A 21,859-nucleotide genomic window follows, 5' to 3' on the forward strand; every position below is an offset into this window, starting at 1 on the left:
AAAACTTTTGGGTGAAAATCACTTCTTCAATTGCTTCATCATCCAAGCTCGTTGTTTCTCATATTGCTCTGGAAAAATCCAATGTGAGGATTCTACTGCCAAAAAGGTTTCCTTTGGGCTAGTGATGCTATTGTATGCCGCATAAACAGATGTGGGCGGACAGGTGGTGTCATTAAAACCAAAAGAGAATAAAACGGGCACGGTGACTTGCCTCGCAAAATTGACAGCATCATAATAGCCGATAGTTTCTAAAACGTCAGGATGGCTTGCTCTTGACCATTTAGTGGTATCTGCCAAATAATGTGGCCAACCGCCTGCTCTTCCTTCTAAATATCCTGTCAAATCGCACATAGCTGGGTGTACTGGAGAAGCGGCTGTCACTCTTTTATCAAGACCTGCAGTCACCAGCGTCAAAGTACCACCTTGGCTGCTTCCCATTACACCCAAGTTCTTACCATCCCACTGCGGAAGCGATGTTATGAAGTCATTGGCTCTCACCACGCCCATATACACACGTTTGTAGAAGTAAGTGTCTTTGTCGTTCAGGTTATTATTCCAATAGTGATTATTCCAGCCAGATAAAAGGTCGTCGTAATTTTGCTGCGGCATAATCACCGAAATACCATGAATGCCTATTTCGAAGCTTATAACGCCATCTTCGGCAAACTGAACATCGCCATAATAAGGTCTAATACCTGCTCCAGGTACTTTTAGTACAGCAGGATATTTCCCTTCGGCTTTGGGTACACATAGGATTCCGTAAAGTCTTGCTCCTCTTTTCCAGTTTTGAAGACTGACATGATACACATTCACCTTTTCGGTGCATCGTTCTGATAAAAGCGTCATTTTCGTATCTAAAGGAAGTTTGGCGTTTTCTGCCAAAGCCTCATTCCAGAAGATATTGAAATTAACAGGCTTCTTAACTGTAGCTTTGATTTTTTCAGGTTCAAAACCTGCTGTAGCCCAACCAGAATATGTCTTTCCGTCTACCTCTGTACTGACATGACACCTTAGAAACCCTGGGGTTTTCATGGTACCTCCACTTATCTTAATGGCACCATATTTTAACACCACTTCATTTTGGATAGTGGCAGGCATTTTTTCAGGACCTATAGCGTATTTAATAGTAGCGTTTTCTAAGGGTACATTTTTCTTAAGAACGGTAACCGTAAACTCGGCCTCCTCTCCTATTTCATAAAGCCAATTTGAGTTATTTGGCGAAACTACCACCTCCACCCATTGATGGTCTGGTGGTGGCTGAGCTATAAGATTTTGCCATACGAATAGGCTTAGGAGTAGTAGGGTTAGGTTTTTCATTGGGTTAATTAAAAATTTCATGGAGCTTCTTTTGAAGCAATTTCTTATCAGGTAGTTTTGTTTTGTATTCAGATACCAACGTCGGCGACAGGCTTCTGCTAAGTGCATATTCCACAACTTCCTCCTCTTTATCTTTACACAATAACACGCCAATGCTTGGATTTTCGTTTTGACCTTTAACATCCCTATCAAGAGCTTCTAAGTAAAAATTTAACTTCCCTAGATGCTCTGGTTTGAATTTGTCCGCTTTTAGTTCGAATGCAATTAAACATTGTAGGCTTCTATGAAAGAATAGTAAATCTATGTAAAAGTCACTATTGCCAACTTGGACTTTATACTCTTCCCCAATAAATAGAAAGTCTTTACCCAGTTCCAAAATGAAATCTTTCATTTGATTTACTAAACCTCTTTGCAAATCACTTTCACTATGTTTCTCTTTTAGGTTTAAAAAATCAAACACATAGCTATCAAGAATTGTATTTGATATTTCAGAATAAGTTTTTTGAACCATGTTAACGGCTTTAGTTTTACTCAACATCATTCGTTCAAACAATCCTGCAGAAATCTGGCGTTCGAGTTCCTTAACGGTGTATCTCTCTTTAATGACCTGTTTTAGATAGAACACAATCTCCTCTTCCGTTTCACATCTAGTAAATATTGTTCGGTGATGAGTCCAGCTTAATCTACATAAAATAGTGTCTCTAATGTCATCTATTTCAAATTGTGTACTTGACGAGGGCACCTTTATACTACCCTTATTATCAGCAATTTGCAATTGTGTCCTCGGCGAGGACACAATTGCATTTTCCCCTTTTTCAACCCCTTCTAATTGTGTCTTCTTTGATGTCACAATTGAGAAAGAAGCATAGGTTTCATAAAACTGCTTCATTCTGTACAAACCTCTTCTATTAAAACCTTTCAGTTCCGGATGGTTCTTTTGCAAAGAGCTAGCAAGTTCATCTACAGTTTTATCTCCCCAAGAAGCCGCCTCAGTTTCCCTAGAAATACATGCTCCCATATTCCAATATAAATTTATTAACTCCGCATTTACTGCTTTAAAGGCATTTGTGCGTGCCTGGTGAATTATTTGGGCAATATGTGTGAATTGTTGGTTCAAGTTAATGGTTTTGCCAGGTGAATAGGCTTAGGAATAGTAGGGTTTTAATCAAATATCTCATGAGGTACAGACGTCTTTTTATACAAACAGGTCGTTCTTGCGTTTACTATGGTTGTCCTACCGGACGGGTATTACTTTTTTATCGTAAAAAAGTAATCAAAAAAACATTATCAAAATAAACTTGTACACTCAATTTTTAAAAGAGAAACACTATTAAAAACAATTGACTTAGAAAATTGACCGTCCTTCAAACAGTATTTTGACAATATGGATAGTTTATAAAAATGCTACCGCACAAATTAATAATAAGTCATTTCAAAACATTATCTCAACTCCAAACCCACTTCTAAAACGTCTCTCGAGTTCGTTCCTACAAAGACTTTAAAAGCTCCTTTTTGAAGCAAAACGTTTCCGTCTTGGTCGAAGAAAGAAAGCTTGGTGGCTGGTAATTCGAATGTTACTGTTTTTGATTGGCCAGCCGCTATTTCTACTCTCGCGAAATCTTTCAATTCTTTTACTGGTCGCACTGGCTGAGAAACCAAATCTCTAATGTAAAGCTGCACTATTTCAGTTCCATCTACATCAGATGTATTTTTGATATTCACCGAAACGTTTACAGACTCATTCTGATTGATGCTAGTTTTTGAGATTTTCAAATCTGAATATTTGTAAGTAGAATAGCTCAAACCATAACCGAAAGGATATAAAGGCTCATTAGGGATATCTCTGTAACGAGACACCCAGAAATGGTCTGGACCTTCGTTTCCATCTATATGTGGGCGGCTACCGTTATAGTGATTATAATAAACTGGTATTTGACCCATGGCTACTGGAAAACTCATCACCGTTTTGGCCGAAGGATTTACATCACCACTCAAAACATCAGCTACTCCATGGCCGTGCTGCGTACCGCCAATCCAAGTATAAAGTATCGTATTGAAGTTTTTAACCACATCTGTCATAATCATTGGGCGGCCAGCCTGCACCAAAACTACCACTGGCTTACCTGTGGATTTTGCATTGGCCAACATTTCTATTTGCCCATCAGAAGGCGACACATCAGAAAGTGAACGAGCCTCGCCTGCCAAATCACCAAAAAGCCCAATTGTAGCAATGATTACATCAGCTTTTTTAGCGGCCTTCTTAATTTCCTTTACAGAGCTTGCATCAAAATCACCTTCTCTGCCCACCGAGCGAATGAAAGTAACATTGGCTTTTGGGTACTTTGCTTTTATTCCTTCTAAAATGGTTACCGTGTATTTATGCTCGCCTTGTCCTTTCCAGAAATCTAAAACGTCGTCTTGACTTTCAGCCAAATGACCTAAGACTAAAATGTTTTTAGGACTTTTCAATGGTAAAACGCCATCAGAGTTTTTCAATAAAGTCATGGTGTTTCCTGCAGCTTTTCTTGCTTCTGCTAAATGAGCATCCGCCATAAGTGTAGCTTTTTCTTTGGCAGCATCATGATATTTGTAAGGATTGTCAAATAGCCCAAGCTTGAATTTTAAGGCCAACACTCTACTAACCGCGGCATCTAAAACAGCCATTGGTACTTTGCCTTCTTTTACAGAGTTTACCAAGGTAGTTCTAGTTACTCCAGCTTCCATATCCATGTCTGAACCAGCCATAATAGCTTGAATGGCGGCTTGCTCAGCATCTTTCGAATAACCGTGAATTATCATTTCGCCAAAAGACGCCCAGTCAGAAATCACCATGCCGTCAAAACCCCATTTGTCTCTCAGCACTTTATTGACCAAAAAATCATTTCCACCGGCAGGAATACCATCCACCAAATTGAAACTATTCATCACCGTGGCAGCACCCGCATCCACAGCAGCTTTATAGGAAGGTAAATAGTAATTCCAAAGGGCATATCTGCTCACATCTACCGTGTTATATTCTCTACCTGCTTCCACAGCACCGTATGCCGCAAAATGCTTTATAGTAGCCAAAACATGATTTTCATCGAAGTTTCCTTGAAAGCCCTTAACCCTCGCTGCCGCAAATTTTCCTTGCAAATATGGATCTTCACCTGAACCCTCCATCACTCTACCCCAGCGTGGCTCGCGAGAAACGTCCATCATAGGAGCGAAAGTCCAGTGCAATCCTGCTGAAGAGGCTTCCTTAGCAGCAATAGAAGCAGATTTCTCGGCGGCTGCCAAATCCCACGAAGCAGCCTCTGCCAAGGGGATAGGGAAAACGGTTTTATAACCGTGAATCACGTCAAAGGCAAATAATAATGGAATGCCTAGTCTTGTTTGTTCTACTGCTATTTTTTGGGTGGCCAATGTTTGCTCTGTTCCTACCACATTTAGGAAAGAACCCACCATACCGTCTTTTAGTAATTGTACCTTACCCTGTGCTCCAGGGTCATTTGCTACACTTGGGCCTGTTAAAACCCCGCCATTAACTTGGTTTAATTGCCCCACTTTTTCTTCAACAGTCATTCTAGAAAGCAAATCTGCTATTCTAGCTTCGTCTGAGAGACTAGCGTTTTTATAAGGAGACTGGGCAAAACTTATAAATGCCAATAAGGCAAAGGATAGACTTAAGGTTAATTTTTTCATTTATAATTTAGGTTATTTTTCTTACTAATTGCAGTTATAAATCTACGCAATTATTGCTTCCAATCTAAGAATCAATTCCATACACGCTCGTGCATTATGATAGGGACATTTCCAGAAACCTACTTTGTCTTCGGCATCCATGATTTGATAATTTGGCTCGCAAGATGTGGGAGCATAAACGCCCCAATACCACTCGCCGTTTTTACGGTCAATCAAATGATTTTTAGTAAAATCCCATAATTGCTCTACCAAAGGCAAATATTTTTCCTCTTTGGAAATCTGGTAGGCGTTCAAAAAGCCAATCATAGCCTCTGCACTTACCCACCATTCTCTATGCGTATCTATATGCCCTGTGTCAGCATCTTTTTCATGATTCAGACTGCCGTCCAAATTGAACCCTTCTATGGTGGCGTCTGCCATTTGAATGGCAAAGGATTCCCATTTTTGTGTTAACTCATCATTCCCTAATGCTGCCGCAGCTTCATGTAAAAGCCATGCGGCTTCAATGTCGTGCCCATAAGAAATCCCAGCCGATTGATTATTCCACGCTGCATCAAAAAAGAGTTTCATGTGGCCAGACGCTTTATCAATTATATGGTTTTCAAAAACTTCTAGTAAATGCTCAATTTTAGATTTCAAGCCTTCATCTTCCCAAACTTTGTACAAATTCACATATGCCTCAATGATGTGCAAATGCGTATTCATGGTTTTAGGGTCATTGCGGTCCTTTTCGCTTAGTCGCAAATCTTCTAACAATTCCCAATCTTTGGTGAAAGCTTCCCAATACCCTCCATACTGCTCATCGAAACTGTATTTTTCTATGAGTTCATAAAGGTTCTTAGCCAAAACCAAGGCTTCTTCATTTTCTGATACTTTGTAAAACTCTGATAAACCATAAATGGCAAAAGCCAATCCGTAGATTTGTTTTCGAGTTGATTTTGGAGAGCCATCAGCATTGATAGACCAATAAACGCCGCCCTTTTCATGGTCCACAAAATTTGTTTTGAAATACACAAAAGCTCTATTGGCTAAAGCGAAACTTGTTTCTCTTTCTTCTTCTGAAAGACTTTCAAAACCAGCGGCAGCAGAGAATGTCCAAAGAATTCGGGCATTAAGAACTCCTCCCTTTTCGGCTGCTGGATGGATTTTACCATAGGTGCTCATTTTACCAATAAAACCTCCATTGATTTCATCGAGGGTATTCTTTGACCAAAATCCTAAGATATTGCTGAGCTCTGATTGAATTTCTTTTTTTAAATTTTTTAGCATTGGATTTTCACTTAATGGAATACGCCTGCTTTTCCTCCTTACGGCGGATAAATCAGCAGACAGGGATTTCACGGATTACTTTCTGCAGACAAGAATCTTACTTTATCGGCACCCAAATCTCCTCTTCTGCTTCTGGGTTATTTCTTGCGTTTTCTTCTAGCACTTCGAAGTCGGGGCGGTTGTCAATTTGGAATCCTGAAGACGGGAGCCATTCGCTTAAAATAGTTTTTATCTTTTCTATGAAGGCGGGAACGCTCTTTCCTTTGTGAAGAAAGATGGCATATTTACCAGCAGGTAATACGAAGGTTTCCATGCCCTCTGGCACATTATCAAAATTGGAGACTTCTACTAAAGCCCATTTTGTAAAAGGCCTGTCAACATTTCTGTCATACATGGTAAAAGCAGGATCTGTGCCCTGCAGAGAGAAATAACCTTGATGAACCCTGTTTTTCACCTCTTGTCTTCTCGGCATAAAGCTGCCCCATAACTGACCTGTGGTATCCTGACTATAAGTCATTTCTAAGGCCATACCTATAAATTTCCTTTCGGGTGAATCTATAATTTCGGGGTTCATTCCTAATTCAATTTTAAGTCGCAGTTTTGTTCGTTATCATCTATTACTGCTCCTAAACTTCGATAAAACTCTTTCGCTTTTACATTCCAATGAGAAACTTGCCATTTCACTTTTTGGCACTTGTTTTCTCTAGCAAAGTCTATCACCTTATGGATAAGTCCTTTGCCTAAACCTGTTCCTCTATGAGCAGGTTTTACGTAGAGGTCGTCCATGTAAATGGATTTCCCGCTCCAGGTGTAATAAACAAAGTTATAGGTGGCATATCCCACAATTTTACCGTCAGGTAAAACTGCAGCAAAACCTTTGAAATAATCTTTCTCGGCCTTCATTGTGGTCAAATCATTGACCATCATATGAGGGCGTTTTTCAAAAACAGAGAATTCTTTGAAGAGCTCAAGCAATTGCTCAAAATCATCTTCGCCAAATTCTCTGATATTAATGTCTTGCATAAATTAGTGTCCGCCTTTTGCTGCCCCTTTGGCTACTTCGGCGTCAAAGTCGATGCCTTGCTTTCTCAATGTTTTCTGAGCTACCAAGCCAAATACAAACAGGAATATGAAACAGGCTGCTGCCAAAGTGTAAGAAAACTGAATACCTATCATATCTGCTAATTTCCCTTGAATTACTGGCAAAATGGCTCCTCCTAAAATCATCATGATAAGTAATGCTGAGCCTTGATTGGTATACTTACCTAGACCTGCTGTACCCAATGAGAAAATACTAGGCCACAGGATAGAACAGAAAAGTCCACCAGAAATAAGACAGAAAAGGGCAATATCTCCTGAACTAAAAATACCGATACAGGTCATAATGGCTCCTAAAGCCGTAAATATCAATAAAATCAGAACTGGTTTTTCTCTTGCGGCTATGAAAGCTAAAATCATAATAACAACGCAAATGGCATAAGGATAAAGGTCTGATACATCACCACTGTAAAGCGAGTTAGCTCCTAAAACAATACCAAAAGCCGTAAAAGGAACCACCCAAGTCAAAATCTTCTTCCACATAGCAGAAGGATTAAAGGCTGGCATGGCGGCTGTCCAACGGCCAATCATCATACTACCCCAAAACAGCGATACGTATTTAGATATTTCTGAAGAATCTAAGCCCTGTGTCTCTTTTAAATATTCCCCCAAATTAGAACCAACAGTAACCTCTACACCTACATAAACAAAGATGGCGGCCATTCCTAAAAGAGCTTGTGGGAAATCAAAAACCGAATTCTCTTTTCCTGTTAAAGGGCCTGAACTTATACCTCTAAAAAGGGCATAAGCTACAAAGAGCATCATAATACCAAAACTTACCATAATGGCCATTTCTATGCTTACTGCAATAGACACTATGGCGAAAATACCTAAGAATACCAGCGGTACATAAGTAAGGGTGTTGTCTACCTTAACTTCTTCCTCGTTTCTAATTCTAGGTAGTTTTGACACCAAAAAGAAAATAGCCACAATCACGAAAAGAGCTCCTAATATCAAATAAGGAATTTTTACATCTTGGATGGAAGCATTTAATGCCGCATCTTTTGAAATAGAACCGAAAATGGCATAACTCACTAAAGCTGGCCCGATGGTTCCTCCAAAGTTATTGACCGCACCGCCCATGTTAATACGCTGAGCACCTGTTTCGGCTGGCCCTAAAGCTATCATGAAAGGCTGTGTGGCAGTTTGCTGAAGGCTAAAACCAAGACCTACTATAAATAGACCTCCTAAAAGCAATTCATAAGACTCTGTTACTGCAGCAGGGTAAAACAAAAGTGTACCCAAAGCCGATAAACCAAGACCAATAACGATTCCGTTTTTGTACCCTATTTTATTTAAAATATCTGTTTTCATGATTTTAGAAAACACCAAATAAAGCCAAGAACCGACAAAATACGCTGCATAAAAGGCAAAATCTACCAGCTGAGCTTCGGTTTGAGATAGATTAAATTTCTCTTTAAATAATGGAATAAGAATACCATTAGACGCTGCCACGAAACTCCAAAAGAACCATACGGTCATTAGAGTGTAAAGGGCAGGCATGTTATTCGTCTTTTTTTCGGACATGGTTGAAGTTTAAGGTTAGGGAGTTAAGATTATTTTATGAAAAGGTACTCGAAGACTCCATGGGTATTATTTATCTAAACATTCAAAAATAAGGTTTACTTTGATAATGCTATCTAATTCAGGTAAAATTTAGTGTAAGAAAACCTCTCTTCCGTCTTTTCAGAAAGAGAGGCTTCTTGTTTATAGATAGGTAGAAAATACTAAAGAGATTTATTCTTGATAATAATGCTTTTTAAAACTTCCACAGAAGCCGCTGAACGCAGGCCATCTTCTGGCGTATTCATACAATAATCCATTAATTTATCGACCGTGGTGGTAGCCACATGCATTCTTGTATCAGAAGAAGCGTAGTAAATGAAGATTTTACCATCTTCGTCTGCAATCCAACCATTGGTGAAAACAACGTTAGACACATCTCCTACTCTTTCTCCCCCTTCAGGAGCAATAAAATACCCTCCAGGAAGATGCGTGACTTTGCTTAGGTCCTTCAAGTCTGTCATAAACATATAGAGCACATATCGTAAGCCGGCAGCCGTGTTTCTTACCCCATGGGCCAGATGCAGCCAGCCTTTCTCTGTTTTAATAGGTACCGGCCCTTGTCCGTTTTTCACCTCATAAACCGTATGATAAGATTTTCCATGTAAAATGACTTCATTTTTAATGACAGCATTTTCTATGTCTTCGCAGACTCCAAAACCAATTCCTCCGCCAGTACCGGCATCTATGAAGCTATCTTGCGGACGTGTGTAAAAAGCGTATTTTCCACCTACAAATTCGGGGTGCAAAACCGCATTTCTTTGTTGGTCGCTGCTCGTTTTTAAATCTGCCAGCCTTTCCCACGTTATTAGATCTTTGGTTCTTGCTATCCCTGCACTGGCGTGTGCGGAAGATTCATCACCTGGTGTGGCATTAGGGTCTTTCCTTTCGGCACAAAAAACACCGTAAATCCATCCATCTTCGTGCTTTGTAAGACGTATGTCATAAACATTACCGTCTGGGTTCTCTGTCTCGGGCATAGTTACAGGATAATCCCAAAATTGAAAATTATCTATTCCATTTTCACTTTCGGCAATTGCAAAAAACGATTTTCTATCATACCCCTCTACCCTTGCGGCTAAAACGTATTTACCTTTCCATTTTATGGCACCAGCATTAAAGACAGCATTTATTCCAAACCTTTTCATGAGAAAGGGGTTCGTAGCCGGATTTAGGTCATATTCCCAACTTAGTGGAACATGTTCCGCTGTCAAAACAGGATTCTTATATCTATCAAAAATCCCATTTCCTAATTTCTCCTTCTCATTGATTTTTGAAATCAATTCGTCTTTTTGCCGTTTTAAAGCTTCTAATCTACTGTTAAATTCCATTAAATATGTGAATACGTTTGCCTATAAAATTTGAGTTATCTTAACCCGTTCTCAAACAGAACATTTCTGGAATCGGTCGTCATTTTAAAGTCTTCTTTCCTACTTAAATCTAAAAAGAGCAGGTTAATGCTTTGCGGATCCAATACAAAAATAGAATCAAATGGCTTTCTAGAATAACACATTTTTATCAATTTATAAGTCATACAAAAAATAGGAGCGAGTAATAATGTTCATAAAACAAGGCTCTTGGCAAATAAACCCTGAAATTTACGATTTGGTAAAACGACACTTAAAGCACTACTTTTGTCATATACCCTAAGCCCTAAGAAATAATATGTCTCATGTTTACAGAGAAATAACACCCCTAACTCCTTATGACTGTTTTTACGTCATAACTAGAACCAAGACCAACTTCGATTTCCCCGTTCACTTCCATGAAGAATACGAACTGAATTTTATTTTGAATGCCAAAGGTGTCAAGAGAATTGTGGGAGATCACCAAGAGGTTATTGGTGATGTGGAGCTAGTGCTGGTAGGCTCTAACTTGCCTCATGGCTGGGTTAACAACGATTTTATCTTGGACGAAGAAAAAGGTAAAATAGAAGAAATCACGATTCAGTTTCATAGAGATCTGTTTGACGAAAACTTCCTTAAAAGAAATCAATCCTATTTTCTTCGCAAACTGTTTGAAAAATCTATTAGAGGGATAAGTTTTTCCAAAGAAATAGCTCAGAAACTGACACCCAGATTTCAGTCACTTACTCAGAAAACTGGGTTTGACAGTGTTTTAGAACTTCTAAGCATTTTGCATGAGCTCTCTAAAACCGACCAGATGACGCTGCTCTCTGAGGATTCTTTTGTAGGGAATAAGACGACATATAACAGTAGGAGAATAGAAGCGGTTTTTGCTCATATGAGAATCCACTTCGCCAAAGAAGTTACCCTATCTGATGTGGCCAAAATTGCAGGAATGACAGACGTATCCTTTAGTAGATTCATTAAGAAGAGAACGGGAAAAACCTTTATAGATAGCCTTAACGAAATTAGGTTAGGCCATGCCTCCAGAAAACTTATTGATACTACGGAAACCATTTCAGAAATAGCCTATAAATGTGGTTTCAATAACCTTTCTTATTTCAACAGACTTTTTAAATCTAAGAAAAACTGTACACCAAAGCAGTTTAGAGAGGACTTTGCCGGTACTAGAACATTTATTTAGATAGCTTTTGGTGTTTTTTATTTCAATGCAGCAAGTTCCATTCTTCGGCGTTTTTTTATTCAGATTTCAGTTCTTTCCAAGAAACCTTTAAGCACTTCTTTTGCTGTAATTTCTTACGGCTAAAAAGTTAAAGAAAATGGCAAAACCGACCATAGCGAAAAAGTCTGGTAATAGCTCTGAAAAAGTACTTCCTTTAATAAAAACTGCTCTAATAACCCTAATAAAATAGGCCGGAGGATTTATTTTGGTAAGCCATTGTGCCCATTCAGGCATACTCTCAATAGGCGTATAAAGACCACCCAGTAGGATAAAAATCATCATGAGAAAGAAAGCAAAAAGCGTAGCCTGCTGCTGGGAATCTACAAATGTGCTCACCAACAAACCGATACCCAAAACCCCTAATAGATATACAGCGGCATAGATATATATGGTTAAATAGGAGCCAACAGGTATTATCCCAAAAATGAGCCACGCTCCTATCATTCCCAAAGTAATAGAAACCATACCGAGTACCCAAAAAGGTATCAGTTTACCTAAAATGAACTCATGCTTTTTAAGTGGCGTAACGTTTAACTGCTCTATAGTGCCTACTTCCTTTTCTGCTACAATATTCAAAGCCGCCAAAAAGCTCCCTACCATAGTGACCAAAATGGCTAAAACACCAGGTACCATAAATAGATAATAATTGATATGTGGATTGTACCAGTTTGAAGAAGTTATTTCTATTTGAGGCATTGGAAACATTCGAGGAAACTGCACCCACTCCGCTCTAATTTCTTGATTGAAGTTTCCTATAATTTGGGTTGCATAGGCCGTGCCTAAACCCGCTCTTACTCCATTTACGGCATCTGCAGCCAAATGCAGTGTATTCTTATCTTCCTTTATTAAATCTCTTTCAAAATTGGCAGGAATGGTCAAAATAATATCTGTATCTCCTTTCCCTACGGTTTCTAATGACTTCTTATACGAATTATGGTATTCTGCCAATTGGAAATACCCTGAGGTCGTCAGTTTTTCTGTTAACCTTCTGGAATAGGTAGAATGGTCGTGATCAACTACAGAAATATTAATCTGTTTTATTTCATAATCTGCCGCAAGTGGTATCAAAACAAGCTGAACTATGGGCATAAGCAAGATTAAACGCAGAATAGCCGGGTCACGAAAAATCTGTTTAAACTCCTTCTCTAACAGAAAAAATAGGTTGTTCATTTATTTCAATTTAAATGGCTTAATTCGATTAGGGGTTGTCCCCCCCTTTCTACCGATGTACCGCTCCTATGGAGCTAATGCTTATTTATTTTACGCTAACCTTACTTTAAACTTCTTAATGGCCACGGTTAGAAAAACCAGCGTCATTAAAAAGAGTATCGCCGTTTGTTTCCACACAAAAGCAAAGCCCAAACCCTTTACCATAATACTGCTAATGATATCATAATACCATTTGGTAGGCACCACATTACTAACTATTTGAAGAGGCAATGGCATGTTTTCAATTGGAAACATAAAGCCACTAAAAACCAAAGCTGGCATTAGAAAACCTACCAAAGAAATAAACATAGCCACTTGTTGAGAATCCACTATGGCCGAGATTAACAAGCCCAAAGACAAAGCTGTAAATATGAACAATAAACTCTCTGCCAAAAGCAATGGAACCGAACCTACTATAGGCATGTCTAAAACAAAAACCGCCATAAGCAAAATCAAAATCACGTCTAAAAAACATAAAACCAAATAAGGAACGGCCTTGCTTAAAACAACCAATATAGGTTTCATAGGAGAGACCAAAAGAATTTCCATAGTGCCCATTTCTTTCTCTTTCACAATAGAAACGGAAGTCATCATGGCACCCAAAAGCATTAGAATTAAGGTCATCACGCCTGGCACAAAACTATAGGCACCCTTTAACTGCGGGTTATAAAGCATTCTAGTTTCTGTCTTTATCTGATACGGCAGCTTAGTTTCTCCAAATAACTCGTTCTGATAATCCATGAAAATAGCCGAAGCATAGTTTATCATAATATTTGAAGTATTGGGATCTGAGGCATCCCCCACAAACCTTACTTGGGCATGATTAGCATGCAATAAATCCGTCTGGAAATTCTGCGGGAAAATAACCGCCATTCTTACTTCTCCTCTCCTAAAAGCAGGCCCTATTTCCGTTTCACTTTTTAATATTTTATTGACCGAGAAATATTTACTTTGGTCTAATTTGTCTATTAATAATCTGGTGGTTTCATCATTAGAAAAATCTAAGATAGCCACTTTAGAATTTTTCACTTCAGAGGTCAGAGCAAAACCAAAGAGCAGCATCATCGCGATAGGTAAACCTATCAGAATAATCATACTTCTTTTGTCACGCAGCACGTGCCTAAATTCTTTTCTTACAAAAGCTAGAAAGACTTTCATGTTATATTTAAAATAAATTTTAGTCTGCTACTCTCCTCTTTTTGCTCCTCTCGCCAGCTGAAGAAAAACATTGTTCATATCCTTCACGCCAAAAGACTTTTTCATTTCGAACGGCGTGTCTAAGGCCGCTATGGCACCATCCACCATAATGCTCACCCTGTCGCAATACTCGGCTTCATCCATATAATGAGTGGTCACAAAAACCGTAATCCCTCTGTCTGCTGCTTCATAAATCATATCCCAAAACTGTCTTCTGGTAATAGGGTCTACGCCGCCAGTAGGTTCATCTAAAAACACAATTTTGGGTTCATGAAGAATTGCGGTAGAAAAGGAGATTTTTTGTTTCCAGCCTAAAGGCAAAGAACCTACCAATTTGTCTGCCTCTGAGCCAAGCCCCAATCTATCAATAAGCACATTGGCCTTTTCTTTCAGTTCCTTTCTAGGAATACCATAGATTCCACCAAAGAATGTGATGTTTTCTCTCACTGTCAAATTCTCGTATAATGAGAATTTTTGACTCATGTAACCAATGTTCTTTTTGATTTCCTCGTTCTCCTTGTAGACATCAAAACCTGCCACTTTTCCTATGCCTGATGTAGGCTCTAAAAGTCCGCATAAAATTCTCATAGCTGTAGTTTTTCCTGCACCATTGGCACCTAAAAAACCGAATATCTCTCCTGCTGTTACATCAAAACTAATGGCATCCACAGCTGTAAAATCTCCAAATCTTCTGGTTAAATTTTCGGTATGTATGACTATTTCAGACATGGGCTTCTTGCTCTAGCATTAGTTTGATAAACACATCTTCTATTCCAGGCTCAATGATCTTTACAACCACATCCTCATGCCCTTTTTCCTTTAAAAAACGCTTTAGTCCTTCTTCAGAGGAATCCGATGCATTTAGCGTCACATGATTTTCTTCCCCAAAGGCAAAGCAACTGGCGGTACCCTTATAAGCTTTAATATCCAGCATTAATTTATACCTATTGGCACCCTTAATAGCATACATCTTTTGATAATGCTTCGTAATGACATTCTCCAGCGTGTCTAATTCTAGTATTTCTCCCTTCTGCATTAAAGCTATCCTATCACATCTGCTGGCTTCGTCCATGTATGGTGTAGAAACCACAATGGTGATTCCTTTCTCCTTTAGCTTATCCAGCATATCCCAGAATTCTTTTCTGGAAACCGGATCCACTCCTGTGGTGGGTTCATCCAAAAACAAAACCTTGGGTTCGTGAATAAGAGCACAGCATAAGGCTAGTTTCTGTTTCATTCCCCCCGATAACTTTCCAGCAAGTCTATGCTTAAAGGGCTCTATTTGTATATAAATATCTTTTATCAGCTCGTAATTCTCCGCTACCGTAGTATCAAAAACAGTGGCAAAGAAATTCAGATTTTCCTCAATACTTAAATCTTGGTAAAGCGAAAATTTACCTGGCATATAACCAACAATCTTCCTGATATCCCAGAGCTTTTCTACCACGTCGAGACCCATAACTTTAGCCGTTCCAGAATCAGGAATATACAGTGTGGTCAGGATTCTAAACAGCGTAGTTTTCCCTGCTCCATCTGGACCGATGATTCCGAAAAGTTCGCCTTCTTTTACTTCTAGGTTTATACCCTTCAGTGCCGTTACGCTACCTTTCTCATACGTTTTGGTGATATTTTGAACACTAACAGCCGACATTATAATTTAACTTCACCATACATCCCAATCTTCAAGAAACCGTCGTTTTTCACCACAATTTTAGTGGCATAAACCAAGTTAGCCCTTTCGTCTTTCGTTTGAATGGTTTTTGGTGTGAACTCTGCCTTAGCGGCTATCCATTCAATAGTTCCCTTAAGTTCTTTAAAATCTTCCTCTCCGTTATCTACCATAACGCTAACTTCCTGTCCCACTTTAACTTTTGCCAATTGCGTATTTGTAAGATATGCTCTCAGTTTTAGTTCCGTCAAATCTGCCAGTTTGTAAAGTGCCTTTCCAGCACCTGTCACTTCGTTTTGTTCAGCATATTTCACCAATACCGTTCCAGCCATTGGATTAAGAATTTGACATTTACCTATCAAATTATCCATTTGAGCTATTCTTTCTTTCATAGGATTTTGCTCACTCATCACCGCTCTGTTTCCTATGGCTATCTGTTCTTCGGCAGACTTTATTTGTTGTTGCGTAACCTTCAATTGACTTTCGGCAGTTAATATCTGCTTGTGAAGCACATCTACATTTCCATTTAAATCGTCGAGTTGTTTCGTAGGAACCGCTTCTGCGGCTACCAGTTTCTGAACTCTGGCTTGCTCCTTAGCTAAAACAGACAATTGTTCTTTTTGCGTGTCCACCTGTCGTCTTTGAGAATTCAACTGCTCCTTTAAGACTTGAACCTGTGGTCCCGCAGAATTTCTTTTGGCACCTATGGCATCATAGCTAGCTTCTAACTGAGACTTCTGTAGGTTGAGGTTTTCGCAATCTACCAAGCCCACCAATTGGCCAGCCGTAAGCACAGAACCTTCTTCAATTCCCAGATCAAGGATCTTCCCCGAACTCTCCGATGAGACTATAATTTCGGACGCTTCAAAAACGCCTGTGGCATCAAATTCATGATCGCTACCTCCACAGCCGCCCATAAAAGCAGCCAGTATCACCAATGATAAAATATATCGTGTTGTCATTTTATATTACTTTTTATTGACCCAAAATGAGTTTAATGTTTCTTTCGGTTTGCATAAGCTGAACTTCGTGCAGAATTAAGGTCTGTTTAGCTAAGTCTTCTCTATTCAGTTCTTCTAGATAGTCTGTGGCCGTGATGACACCATTTTCCAGTTGAGCATTGGCCACTTTGGTAATTTGTTCTCTTATGTTGATCAATTTCTGATCGCTTTGTACCAATTTTCCTAGTCTTTCCATATCCTTTCTTTGAGCAGCCATTTGAATGTTTGAAGCTAAAGTGAAGCTTTCTTTTTGCTTATCTAGCCTCATTCTATTTATCTGAAGCTGTTGTATTTCATTAGATTGCCCACCATTATACAAATGACTCAGTGGCACCTTTAACTGAACACCTCCTATAAAATAAGAAGAGAAATCTTTGGCCAGAAAGTTCAAGCCAGGCCTGCCGTATCCTCCCGTACCAAACAGCATGACTTTCGGCATATTTTTAGACTTCACAAGTCCCTCCAATGCTTTAGTTGACTGTTGCTGGGCAGTGAGTAAATTAAGTTCTGGTCTTGTGTTTTGAGAGAAATTTGGCACTAGAGATACGGGAGACTCAAAAGTAGCTTCCACTGGAATTTGCTCACCTGTTAATAGATAAATTGCTTCTATGGCAGATTCCCTTTTGGTTTGTATATCCACGTATTGCTGTTGCAATTCCAGCTTTTTGGCCTCTAGAGCTAGTAAATTACTATGAATCGCAATTCCGTTTTCAACGGCAGATTTGACCTTCGCTATATTGGCATCAATCTCATTCAAAATCAACGTCACATTCACCTTTTGCCTATCGGCAAAAATAACTCCGAAGAAAAGCTGAGTAAGCTGCTCTTCTGTCTTAAAGAGGTCTACATCCACTTTGGCTTTCTCAACTTTTTGACTGGCCAAAGCCATTGTTTTTTGAATTGAGGTAACACCTCCATCCCAAAGGTTTTGCTGCACATCCAAAGTTACTTTATATTGATCTTGAGGTGGCGGCTGAAAATTAACACCTGGTAAAGAAATATTCAAAGAGGTTACTTCCGATTGCCAAGTGGCCTGCCCACCTAAAGACGACTGCGGTAAATAAGCCCCTTTCAGATTCTTTATTTGCAAATCCGTTATTTGATCAATAAAACCCAATTGACTTTGCTGTGGACTATGCTCTTTAGCTTTTATTACTAAAGCATCCAATGAAATGACATCTTGGGCTCTTAAATGCCCTGCTAACAAAATGCCGATAATGAAAAACAATCCCTTCTTCATAATTACAATACACTTAAAATTTTACGGGTATAGTTTTGGACCTCGTTTATTCTCATCACCATCAGCTCTAAAAACGCCTCATGAGACAACTGGAAACTGTGCTGTAAAATAGGCCTTCCTAGATAAGGAAAAATACACATTCCAATGAGAGATAGGATAAACTGCATTGGGTTCAATTCCGACACCAAACCTTTCTCAAGGTCTTTATAATAGCTTTTCATGAAACTTTCTGCAATGGCCTTCTTAAAGGGCAACTTTTCAATAAATCCATCACTTTCCTTTCTATTAATAGTACTGATAATAAAAAAAGGTATGACCGGGTGCTCATTCATAAAGAGGATATATTTTTCTACAAAAGCATCCACTTTATCTACCAGCAGAGCTTCTGTTTCAAATATTGCGGTGACCTCAGGAAAAAACAAAAGAGCCTTCTCATTAAAAACTTTTTCAAAAAGCATCTCCTTAGATCTGAAATAGTAATGCAACATAGCCTTATTTATGCCAGCTACATCTGCTATTTCCTGCATACGTGAACCGTCCATTCCATTTTTAAGGAATATCTCCTCTGCCGCTTTGAGAATTTTAATCTCTGTAGTTTCTTCTTTCGCCAACCTTTTAGTCTATCTAGTTAGTTTAACCATATGGTTAAGTACTTCACAAACGTATTGGGAAAAATATTAGAATCCAAAAAAACATTCTTTAAGTTTTTATGAAAGAAATCATAAAAAGCGATAAGTCAGCATAACAGAAGCACCTTAATCTCCTAATATATAGGCCTTAATCTTATTTCCGCTTTGACCCACCAGAAGGTTTCCATTGACATCGGCCAAGGCACGCACTTCTCCTTTTAGCTTAAGACCTGCTTTATAAGATGGAACAAAAGAGAAATTCCCTTTACCATCATTTAAGAAAACCTGCCCATGATTCGCTGAAATATTTCCAATTCTAACACGTGTATGGGTGTTATTACCCGCAGCTATTAAATCCATTTTTCCATCGCCATTTACATCTTTAGTCAGCATGGCATAAATGGGTGCGGCCTGAATTTGGACGGGCAATTCTGCCTTAATAAACTTACCATTCTCATTTTTGAAATAGGAGGTCGACAGGTTCGTGGTTTTATAAACTACTGGTATAACGTCCGGAAAGTTCTCTAAAAATTTAGCGGTGGTTACTCCTGCATAAATATCATAGGTGTTATAAACTTTCCGGAGTGGTGCTATATGATCTAAGAGCTCATCTCTACTATATGCGGGATAACTTTCTCCCTGTATAAAACAAGAAATAACGGGGTCTATCCTTCCATTTCCATCATAGTCTGCCAGATGTAACTGAAGGGGTTCCTTCTCTGAAGCACAGAATTGAGAATTAAGTCCAAGGTTTCCTGCTATTAAATCCATATCGCCATCACCATCAAAATCTTCAAAGAGAAGACTCTGCCACATACCCGTTCCACTTGGAATGACATTATTCCTCACTTCAAAATCACCACCCAAATTCTTTAAAACTTTAATCTCTGTCCATTCCCCTGCCAAAACCAAATCCATTTTCCCATCACCATCATAATCTACTGCTTTAGCATCTTTAATTAAACCCAAGTTGTCAAAAGCCTTAGACGCTAATCTGGTAAATACGCCTTTGTTATTCACATAAAATCTTGAAGGATTGGCTACAGGATAATCTCCAGGAAGCACAAAACCAGCAACAAAAAGATCTTGATCGCCGTCGTTGTCGAAGTCTAAAACCTCAACCGCCGAGTCAGAGAAAATGTCTGCGGGGAAAGCTTCATCTGTTTTAGAAAAATTTCCTTTTCCGTCATTTAAATAAAGTCTGTTTTGAAGCATCAGGTCGTTCGGCAAATACTCATATCCTCCACCCACAACATAAAGGTCTAGATCGCCATCATTATCGGCATCAAAAAACGCAGCATCCACATCTGTGCAAAGCTCCCACTGTTTCATCAGAGCCTCATTGGTAGCCACATATTTGCCATTCCCCAAACCTTTCATTAACTGCCCAGGAAAATTCTTTCCGCCGCCTAGATAAAAATCCTCAATACCATCTGCATTAATATCTCCTTTAATCAAACAAGGCCCTTGATAAGAATACATCCAGGGCAATAAAATTTGGCGATTAAAATCGTTTAGAGGCTTTTGACTATGCTCTACCCATTGAAAATCAAGTTCTTTAAAATAAGGTACTTCATTTTCAGGAGAGGGAATTTCTGTAGGGTTATATGCTACGTCCATATATTTATCGATAGCGGGATTTAACAATGTCTGCCCTCTTCCATCTGGATAAATTATTTCAATCTTTTTTACGGCAGTCAGGCTCCCTAGACCGAAAAGCTGAGCTCCGTAATAGCTACTTTGAAAGCCATGATTAGGAGAAAACTCCCTATACTGAGAATTATTATCGGTATAAACCTTAATTTTTGTATTCAGAATCTCACTAGAATTACCTTTCAAATTTAAGGCAATAAAATGTCCGTTTTCTTTGGTTCTATTTTCAAAAACACTAGCCTCTTCATTTAAATTATTGGTGATAATCTCTAAATCACCGTCGTTATCTAAGTCGGCATATATGGCTCCGTTTGTGATTCTAGCATCTTCAAAACCCCAGCTTTTCTGAACGTTCTCAAAAGTCTGACCTCCTTTATTTCTGAAAACGTAATTGGCCGTTTTAGTAGATGGCATTTTATTTATAATATCCATTACATTATCACTTCCTTCACTTCTCTGTTCGGAATAAAACTTGACAAAATCGTTATTGGTATAGTCTCTGAGATAACCATTAGAAATAAACATATCTTTAAAACCGTCATTATCAAAGTCGGCCAATAAAGGCGACCAACTCCAGTCTGTATTAGAGATTCCTGCCAGTTGTCCCATCTCTGCAAAACTTCCATTGCCTTCGTTAATGTGAAGCATATTACGCATGACTTCTGGGTGAAAACCATTCTGAAGCATATTCAAGTAGCCTTCATAATTGTCAGGCCCAAAAAGTAGCTTTTGACGTCTATTATCCTCTGGAAGCATATCTGAAGTAAAAATGTCTGGCAGCATATCATTATTCACATCCGCCACATCATTTCCCATACTGAAATAACTGGTGTGGTCTACCATCTCGGCTATCTTATCCGAAAAAGTACCATCCTGATTATTGACATATAAATAATCTCCTTCTAAATAGTCGTTTGAAATATAAATATCTGGCCATCCGTCTTGATTCAAATCAGAAACTTGAATACCTAGACCAAAACCGATTGGATTTCCTTTAATCCCGGCTTCTTTACTTACATCCACAAACTTGTTATTATCGTTTCTAAACAGTTTGTCACCTGCAAATTCATCTCTCATAAAATGAACAGCTTCAACATCAAAACGCTTAAAATCTTTCACGTTATGATTCATGACATAAGCATCTAAGTCTCCGTCTTTATCATAATCAAAAAAGGCTGTTTGGGTAGTAAATCCATTACAATCTAATCCATATTCTGCTGCCTTGTCTTTAAATACAAAATTGCCTTCATTGATATAAAATTTATTTTTTCTCAAGGCTGGATTCTCTTCATTTCCTGACACAGAAACATAAATATCTAATAGCCCATCGTTATTAATGTCAACCACCGTGACACCTGTTTTCCATTCACCATGCCATTCTACGCCCGAGTTTGCCGTCTTATCCTCAAACTTCAGTTGACCTAAATTCTTATAGACCTTATCAGCTCCTTGATTGGCTGTAAAGTATAAATCTATTAAACCGTCGTTATCAAAATCGGCGGCAGCCACTCCTCCTCCATTATAGAAATACTCGTAAACCAGTACGTTTAAGTCGTCCGTTTCATGGATGCTATTGATAAAATCAATGCCCGTTTCGGAGGAACCCAATTTTTCAAAAAGCGTATCGCCATTTGACTGACAAGAAGAGAGAAAACCAATAAAAGCAAAATATAAATATTTCTTCATTTGAGAATTTTAAAACAGGAGCGATGAGGTACAGTCAACAAACCTATAAAATTAG

Annotated in this window: 17 protein-coding genes; 1 reads left to right on the top strand and 16 read right to left on the bottom strand. The window is 38.8% G+C overall.

Translation table 11 applies throughout. The features are described from left to right. Nucleotides 1-18 precede the first annotated feature (18 nt). The 8 genes from ACSBFT_RS15745 to ACSBFT_RS15780 all read right to left on the bottom strand — a co-directional run bounded on the left by ACSBFT_RS15745 (nt 19) and on the right by ACSBFT_RS15780 (nt 10,262). Entirely contained in the window at nt 19-1,317 is a 1,299-nt protein-coding gene (locus ACSBFT_RS15745) for an acetylxylan esterase (RefSeq protein ID WP_489601362.1), read from the bottom strand. Nucleotides 1,318-1,321: 4 nt separating this feature from the next. Then, entirely contained in the window at nt 1,322-2,434 is a 1,113-nt protein-coding gene (locus ACSBFT_RS15750; protein ID WP_489601363.1) for a PDDEXK nuclease domain-containing protein, read from the bottom strand. A 323-nt stretch (nt 2,435-2,757) separates the two neighbouring features. After that, entirely contained in the window at nt 2,758-5,001 is a 2,244-nt protein-coding gene (bglX, locus tag ACSBFT_RS15755; RefSeq protein WP_489601364.1) for a beta-glucosidase BglX, read from the bottom strand. Between the two features lie 42 nt (nt 5,002-5,043). Continuing rightward, nucleotides 5,044-6,270, bottom strand: a complete 1,227-nt coding sequence (locus ACSBFT_RS15760) for an AGE family epimerase/isomerase (RefSeq protein WP_489601366.1) — start codon at nt 6,268-6,270, stop codon at nt 5,044-5,046. A gap of 97 nt (nt 6,271-6,367) precedes the next feature. Beyond that, a complete protein-coding gene (locus ACSBFT_RS15765) occupies nt 6,368-6,844 on the bottom strand; it encodes a GyrI-like domain-containing protein (RefSeq protein ID WP_489601367.1) in 477 nt (158 codons plus the stop codon). Between the two features lie 2 nt (nt 6,845-6,846). Continuing rightward, entirely contained in the window at nt 6,847-7,293 is a 447-nt protein-coding gene (locus ACSBFT_RS15770; RefSeq protein WP_463046508.1) for a GNAT family N-acetyltransferase, read from the bottom strand. A gap of 3 nt (nt 7,294-7,296) precedes the next feature. Further along, nucleotides 7,297-8,895, bottom strand: a complete 1,599-nt coding sequence (locus ACSBFT_RS15775; RefSeq protein WP_489601368.1) for an MFS transporter — start codon at nt 8,893-8,895, stop codon at nt 7,297-7,299. A 200-nt stretch (nt 8,896-9,095) separates the two neighbouring features. Continuing rightward, on the bottom strand, nt 9,096-10,262 hold the full coding sequence (locus tag ACSBFT_RS15780) for a glycoside hydrolase family 130 protein (RefSeq protein ID WP_489601370.1): 1,167 nt from the start codon (nt 10,260-10,262) through the stop codon (nt 9,096-9,098). Nucleotides 10,263-10,596: 334 nt separating this feature from the next. Between ACSBFT_RS15780 and ACSBFT_RS15785 the strand changes: the two genes are divergently transcribed. Beyond that, nucleotides 10,597-11,481 carry an AraC family transcriptional regulator gene (locus ACSBFT_RS15785; RefSeq protein ID WP_463044422.1) on the top strand — a complete coding sequence of 295 codons (885 nt, stop codon included), beginning with the start codon at nt 10,597-10,599 and terminating at the stop codon, nt 11,479-11,481. Between the two features lie 87 nt (nt 11,482-11,568). On the opposite strand, the gene ACSBFT_RS15790 is transcribed toward ACSBFT_RS15785, so the two are convergent. The 8 genes from ACSBFT_RS15790 to ACSBFT_RS15825 all read right to left on the bottom strand — a co-directional run bounded on the left by ACSBFT_RS15790 (nt 11,569) and on the right by ACSBFT_RS15825 (nt 21,804). Beyond that, nucleotides 11,569-12,690 carry an ABC transporter permease gene (locus ACSBFT_RS15790; RefSeq protein ID WP_489601371.1) on the bottom strand — a complete coding sequence of 374 codons (1,122 nt, stop codon included), beginning with the start codon at nt 12,688-12,690 and terminating at the stop codon, nt 11,569-11,571. Between the two features lie 90 nt (nt 12,691-12,780). Further along, nucleotides 12,781-13,887, bottom strand: coding sequence for an ABC transporter permease (locus tag ACSBFT_RS15795; RefSeq protein ID WP_489601373.1), 1,107 nt, complete (start codon nt 13,885-13,887; stop codon nt 12,781-12,783). A gap of 27 nt (nt 13,888-13,914) precedes the next feature. Then, the gene (locus ACSBFT_RS15800; RefSeq protein ID WP_489601374.1) at nt 13,915-14,655 is read right to left on the bottom strand and encodes an ABC transporter ATP-binding protein; all 741 of its coding nucleotides are present in this window, start codon (nt 14,653-14,655) and stop codon (nt 13,915-13,917) included. Continuing rightward, entirely contained in the window at nt 14,648-15,577 is a 930-nt protein-coding gene (locus tag ACSBFT_RS15805; protein ID WP_489601375.1) for an ABC transporter ATP-binding protein, read from the bottom strand. Before ACSBFT_RS15805 ends, ACSBFT_RS15800 begins: the two co-directional genes overlap by 8 nt. Beyond that, nucleotides 15,577-16,557, bottom strand: coding sequence for an HlyD family secretion protein (locus tag ACSBFT_RS15810; RefSeq protein ID WP_489601376.1), 981 nt, complete (start codon nt 16,555-16,557; stop codon nt 15,577-15,579). Before ACSBFT_RS15810 ends, ACSBFT_RS15805 begins: the two co-directional genes overlap by 1 nt. Before the next feature lie 13 nt (nt 16,558-16,570). Next, the gene (locus tag ACSBFT_RS15815) at nt 16,571-17,836 is read right to left on the bottom strand and encodes a TolC family protein (protein ID WP_489601377.1); all 1,266 of its coding nucleotides are present in this window, start codon (nt 17,834-17,836) and stop codon (nt 16,571-16,573) included. A 2-nt stretch (nt 17,837-17,838) separates the two neighbouring features. Next, the gene (locus tag ACSBFT_RS15820) at nt 17,839-18,447 is read right to left on the bottom strand and encodes a TetR/AcrR family transcriptional regulator (protein WP_489601378.1); all 609 of its coding nucleotides are present in this window, start codon (nt 18,445-18,447) and stop codon (nt 17,839-17,841) included. Between the two features lie 144 nt (nt 18,448-18,591). Next, a complete protein-coding gene (locus ACSBFT_RS15825; protein WP_489601380.1) occupies nt 18,592-21,804 on the bottom strand; it encodes a VCBS repeat-containing protein in 3,213 nt (1,070 codons plus the stop codon). Nucleotides 21,805-21,859 lie beyond the last annotated feature (55 nt).

This window comes from Arcticibacterium sp. SM2516 (genome assembly GCF_057914865.1).

Coding starts and splice junctions, on each gene's coding strand:
- ACSBFT_RS15745 (WP_489601362.1), bottom strand. CDS start 1,317: ATGAAAAACCTAACCCTACTACTCCTAAGCCTATTCGTATGGCAAAAT.
- bglX (WP_489601364.1), bottom strand. CDS start 5,001: ATGAAAAAATTAACCTTAAGTCTATCCTTTGCCTTATTGGCATTTATA.
- ACSBFT_RS15760 (WP_489601366.1), bottom strand. CDS start 6,270: ATGCTAAAAAATTTAAAAAAAGAAATTCAATCAGAGCTCAGCAATATC.
- ACSBFT_RS15765 (WP_489601367.1), bottom strand. CDS start 6,844: ATGAACCCCGAAATTATAGATTCACCCGAAAGGAAATTTATAGGTATG.
- ACSBFT_RS15770 (WP_463046508.1), bottom strand. CDS start 7,293: ATGCAAGACATTAATATCAGAGAATTTGGCGAAGATGATTTTGAGCAA.
- ACSBFT_RS15775 (WP_489601368.1), bottom strand. CDS start 8,895: ATGTCCGAAAAAAAGACGAATAACATGCCTGCCCTTTACACTCTAATG.
- ACSBFT_RS15780 (WP_489601370.1), bottom strand. CDS start 10,262: ATGGAATTTAACAGTAGATTAGAAGCTTTAAAACGGCAAAAAGACGAA.
- ACSBFT_RS15785 (WP_463044422.1), top strand. CDS start 10,597: ATGTCTCATGTTTACAGAGAAATAACACCCCTAACTCCTTATGACTGT.
- ACSBFT_RS15790 (WP_489601371.1), bottom strand. CDS start 12,690: ATGAACAACCTATTTTTTCTGTTAGAGAAGGAGTTTAAACAGATTTTT.
- ACSBFT_RS15795 (WP_489601373.1), bottom strand. CDS start 13,887: ATGAAAGTCTTTCTAGCTTTTGTAAGAAAAGAATTTAGGCACGTGCTG.
- ACSBFT_RS15800 (WP_489601374.1), bottom strand. CDS start 14,655: ATGTCTGAAATAGTCATACATACCGAAAATTTAACCAGAAGATTTGGA.
- ACSBFT_RS15805 (WP_489601375.1), bottom strand. CDS start 15,577: ATGTCGGCTGTTAGTGTTCAAAATATCACCAAAACGTATGAGAAAGGT.
- ACSBFT_RS15810 (WP_489601376.1), bottom strand. CDS start 16,557: ATGACAACACGATATATTTTATCATTGGTGATACTGGCTGCTTTTATG.
- ACSBFT_RS15815 (WP_489601377.1), bottom strand. CDS start 17,836: ATGAAGAAGGGATTGTTTTTCATTATCGGCATTTTGTTAGCAGGGCAT.
- ACSBFT_RS15825 (WP_489601380.1), bottom strand. CDS start 21,804: ATGAAGAAATATTTATATTTTGCTTTTATTGGTTTTCTCTCTTCTTGT.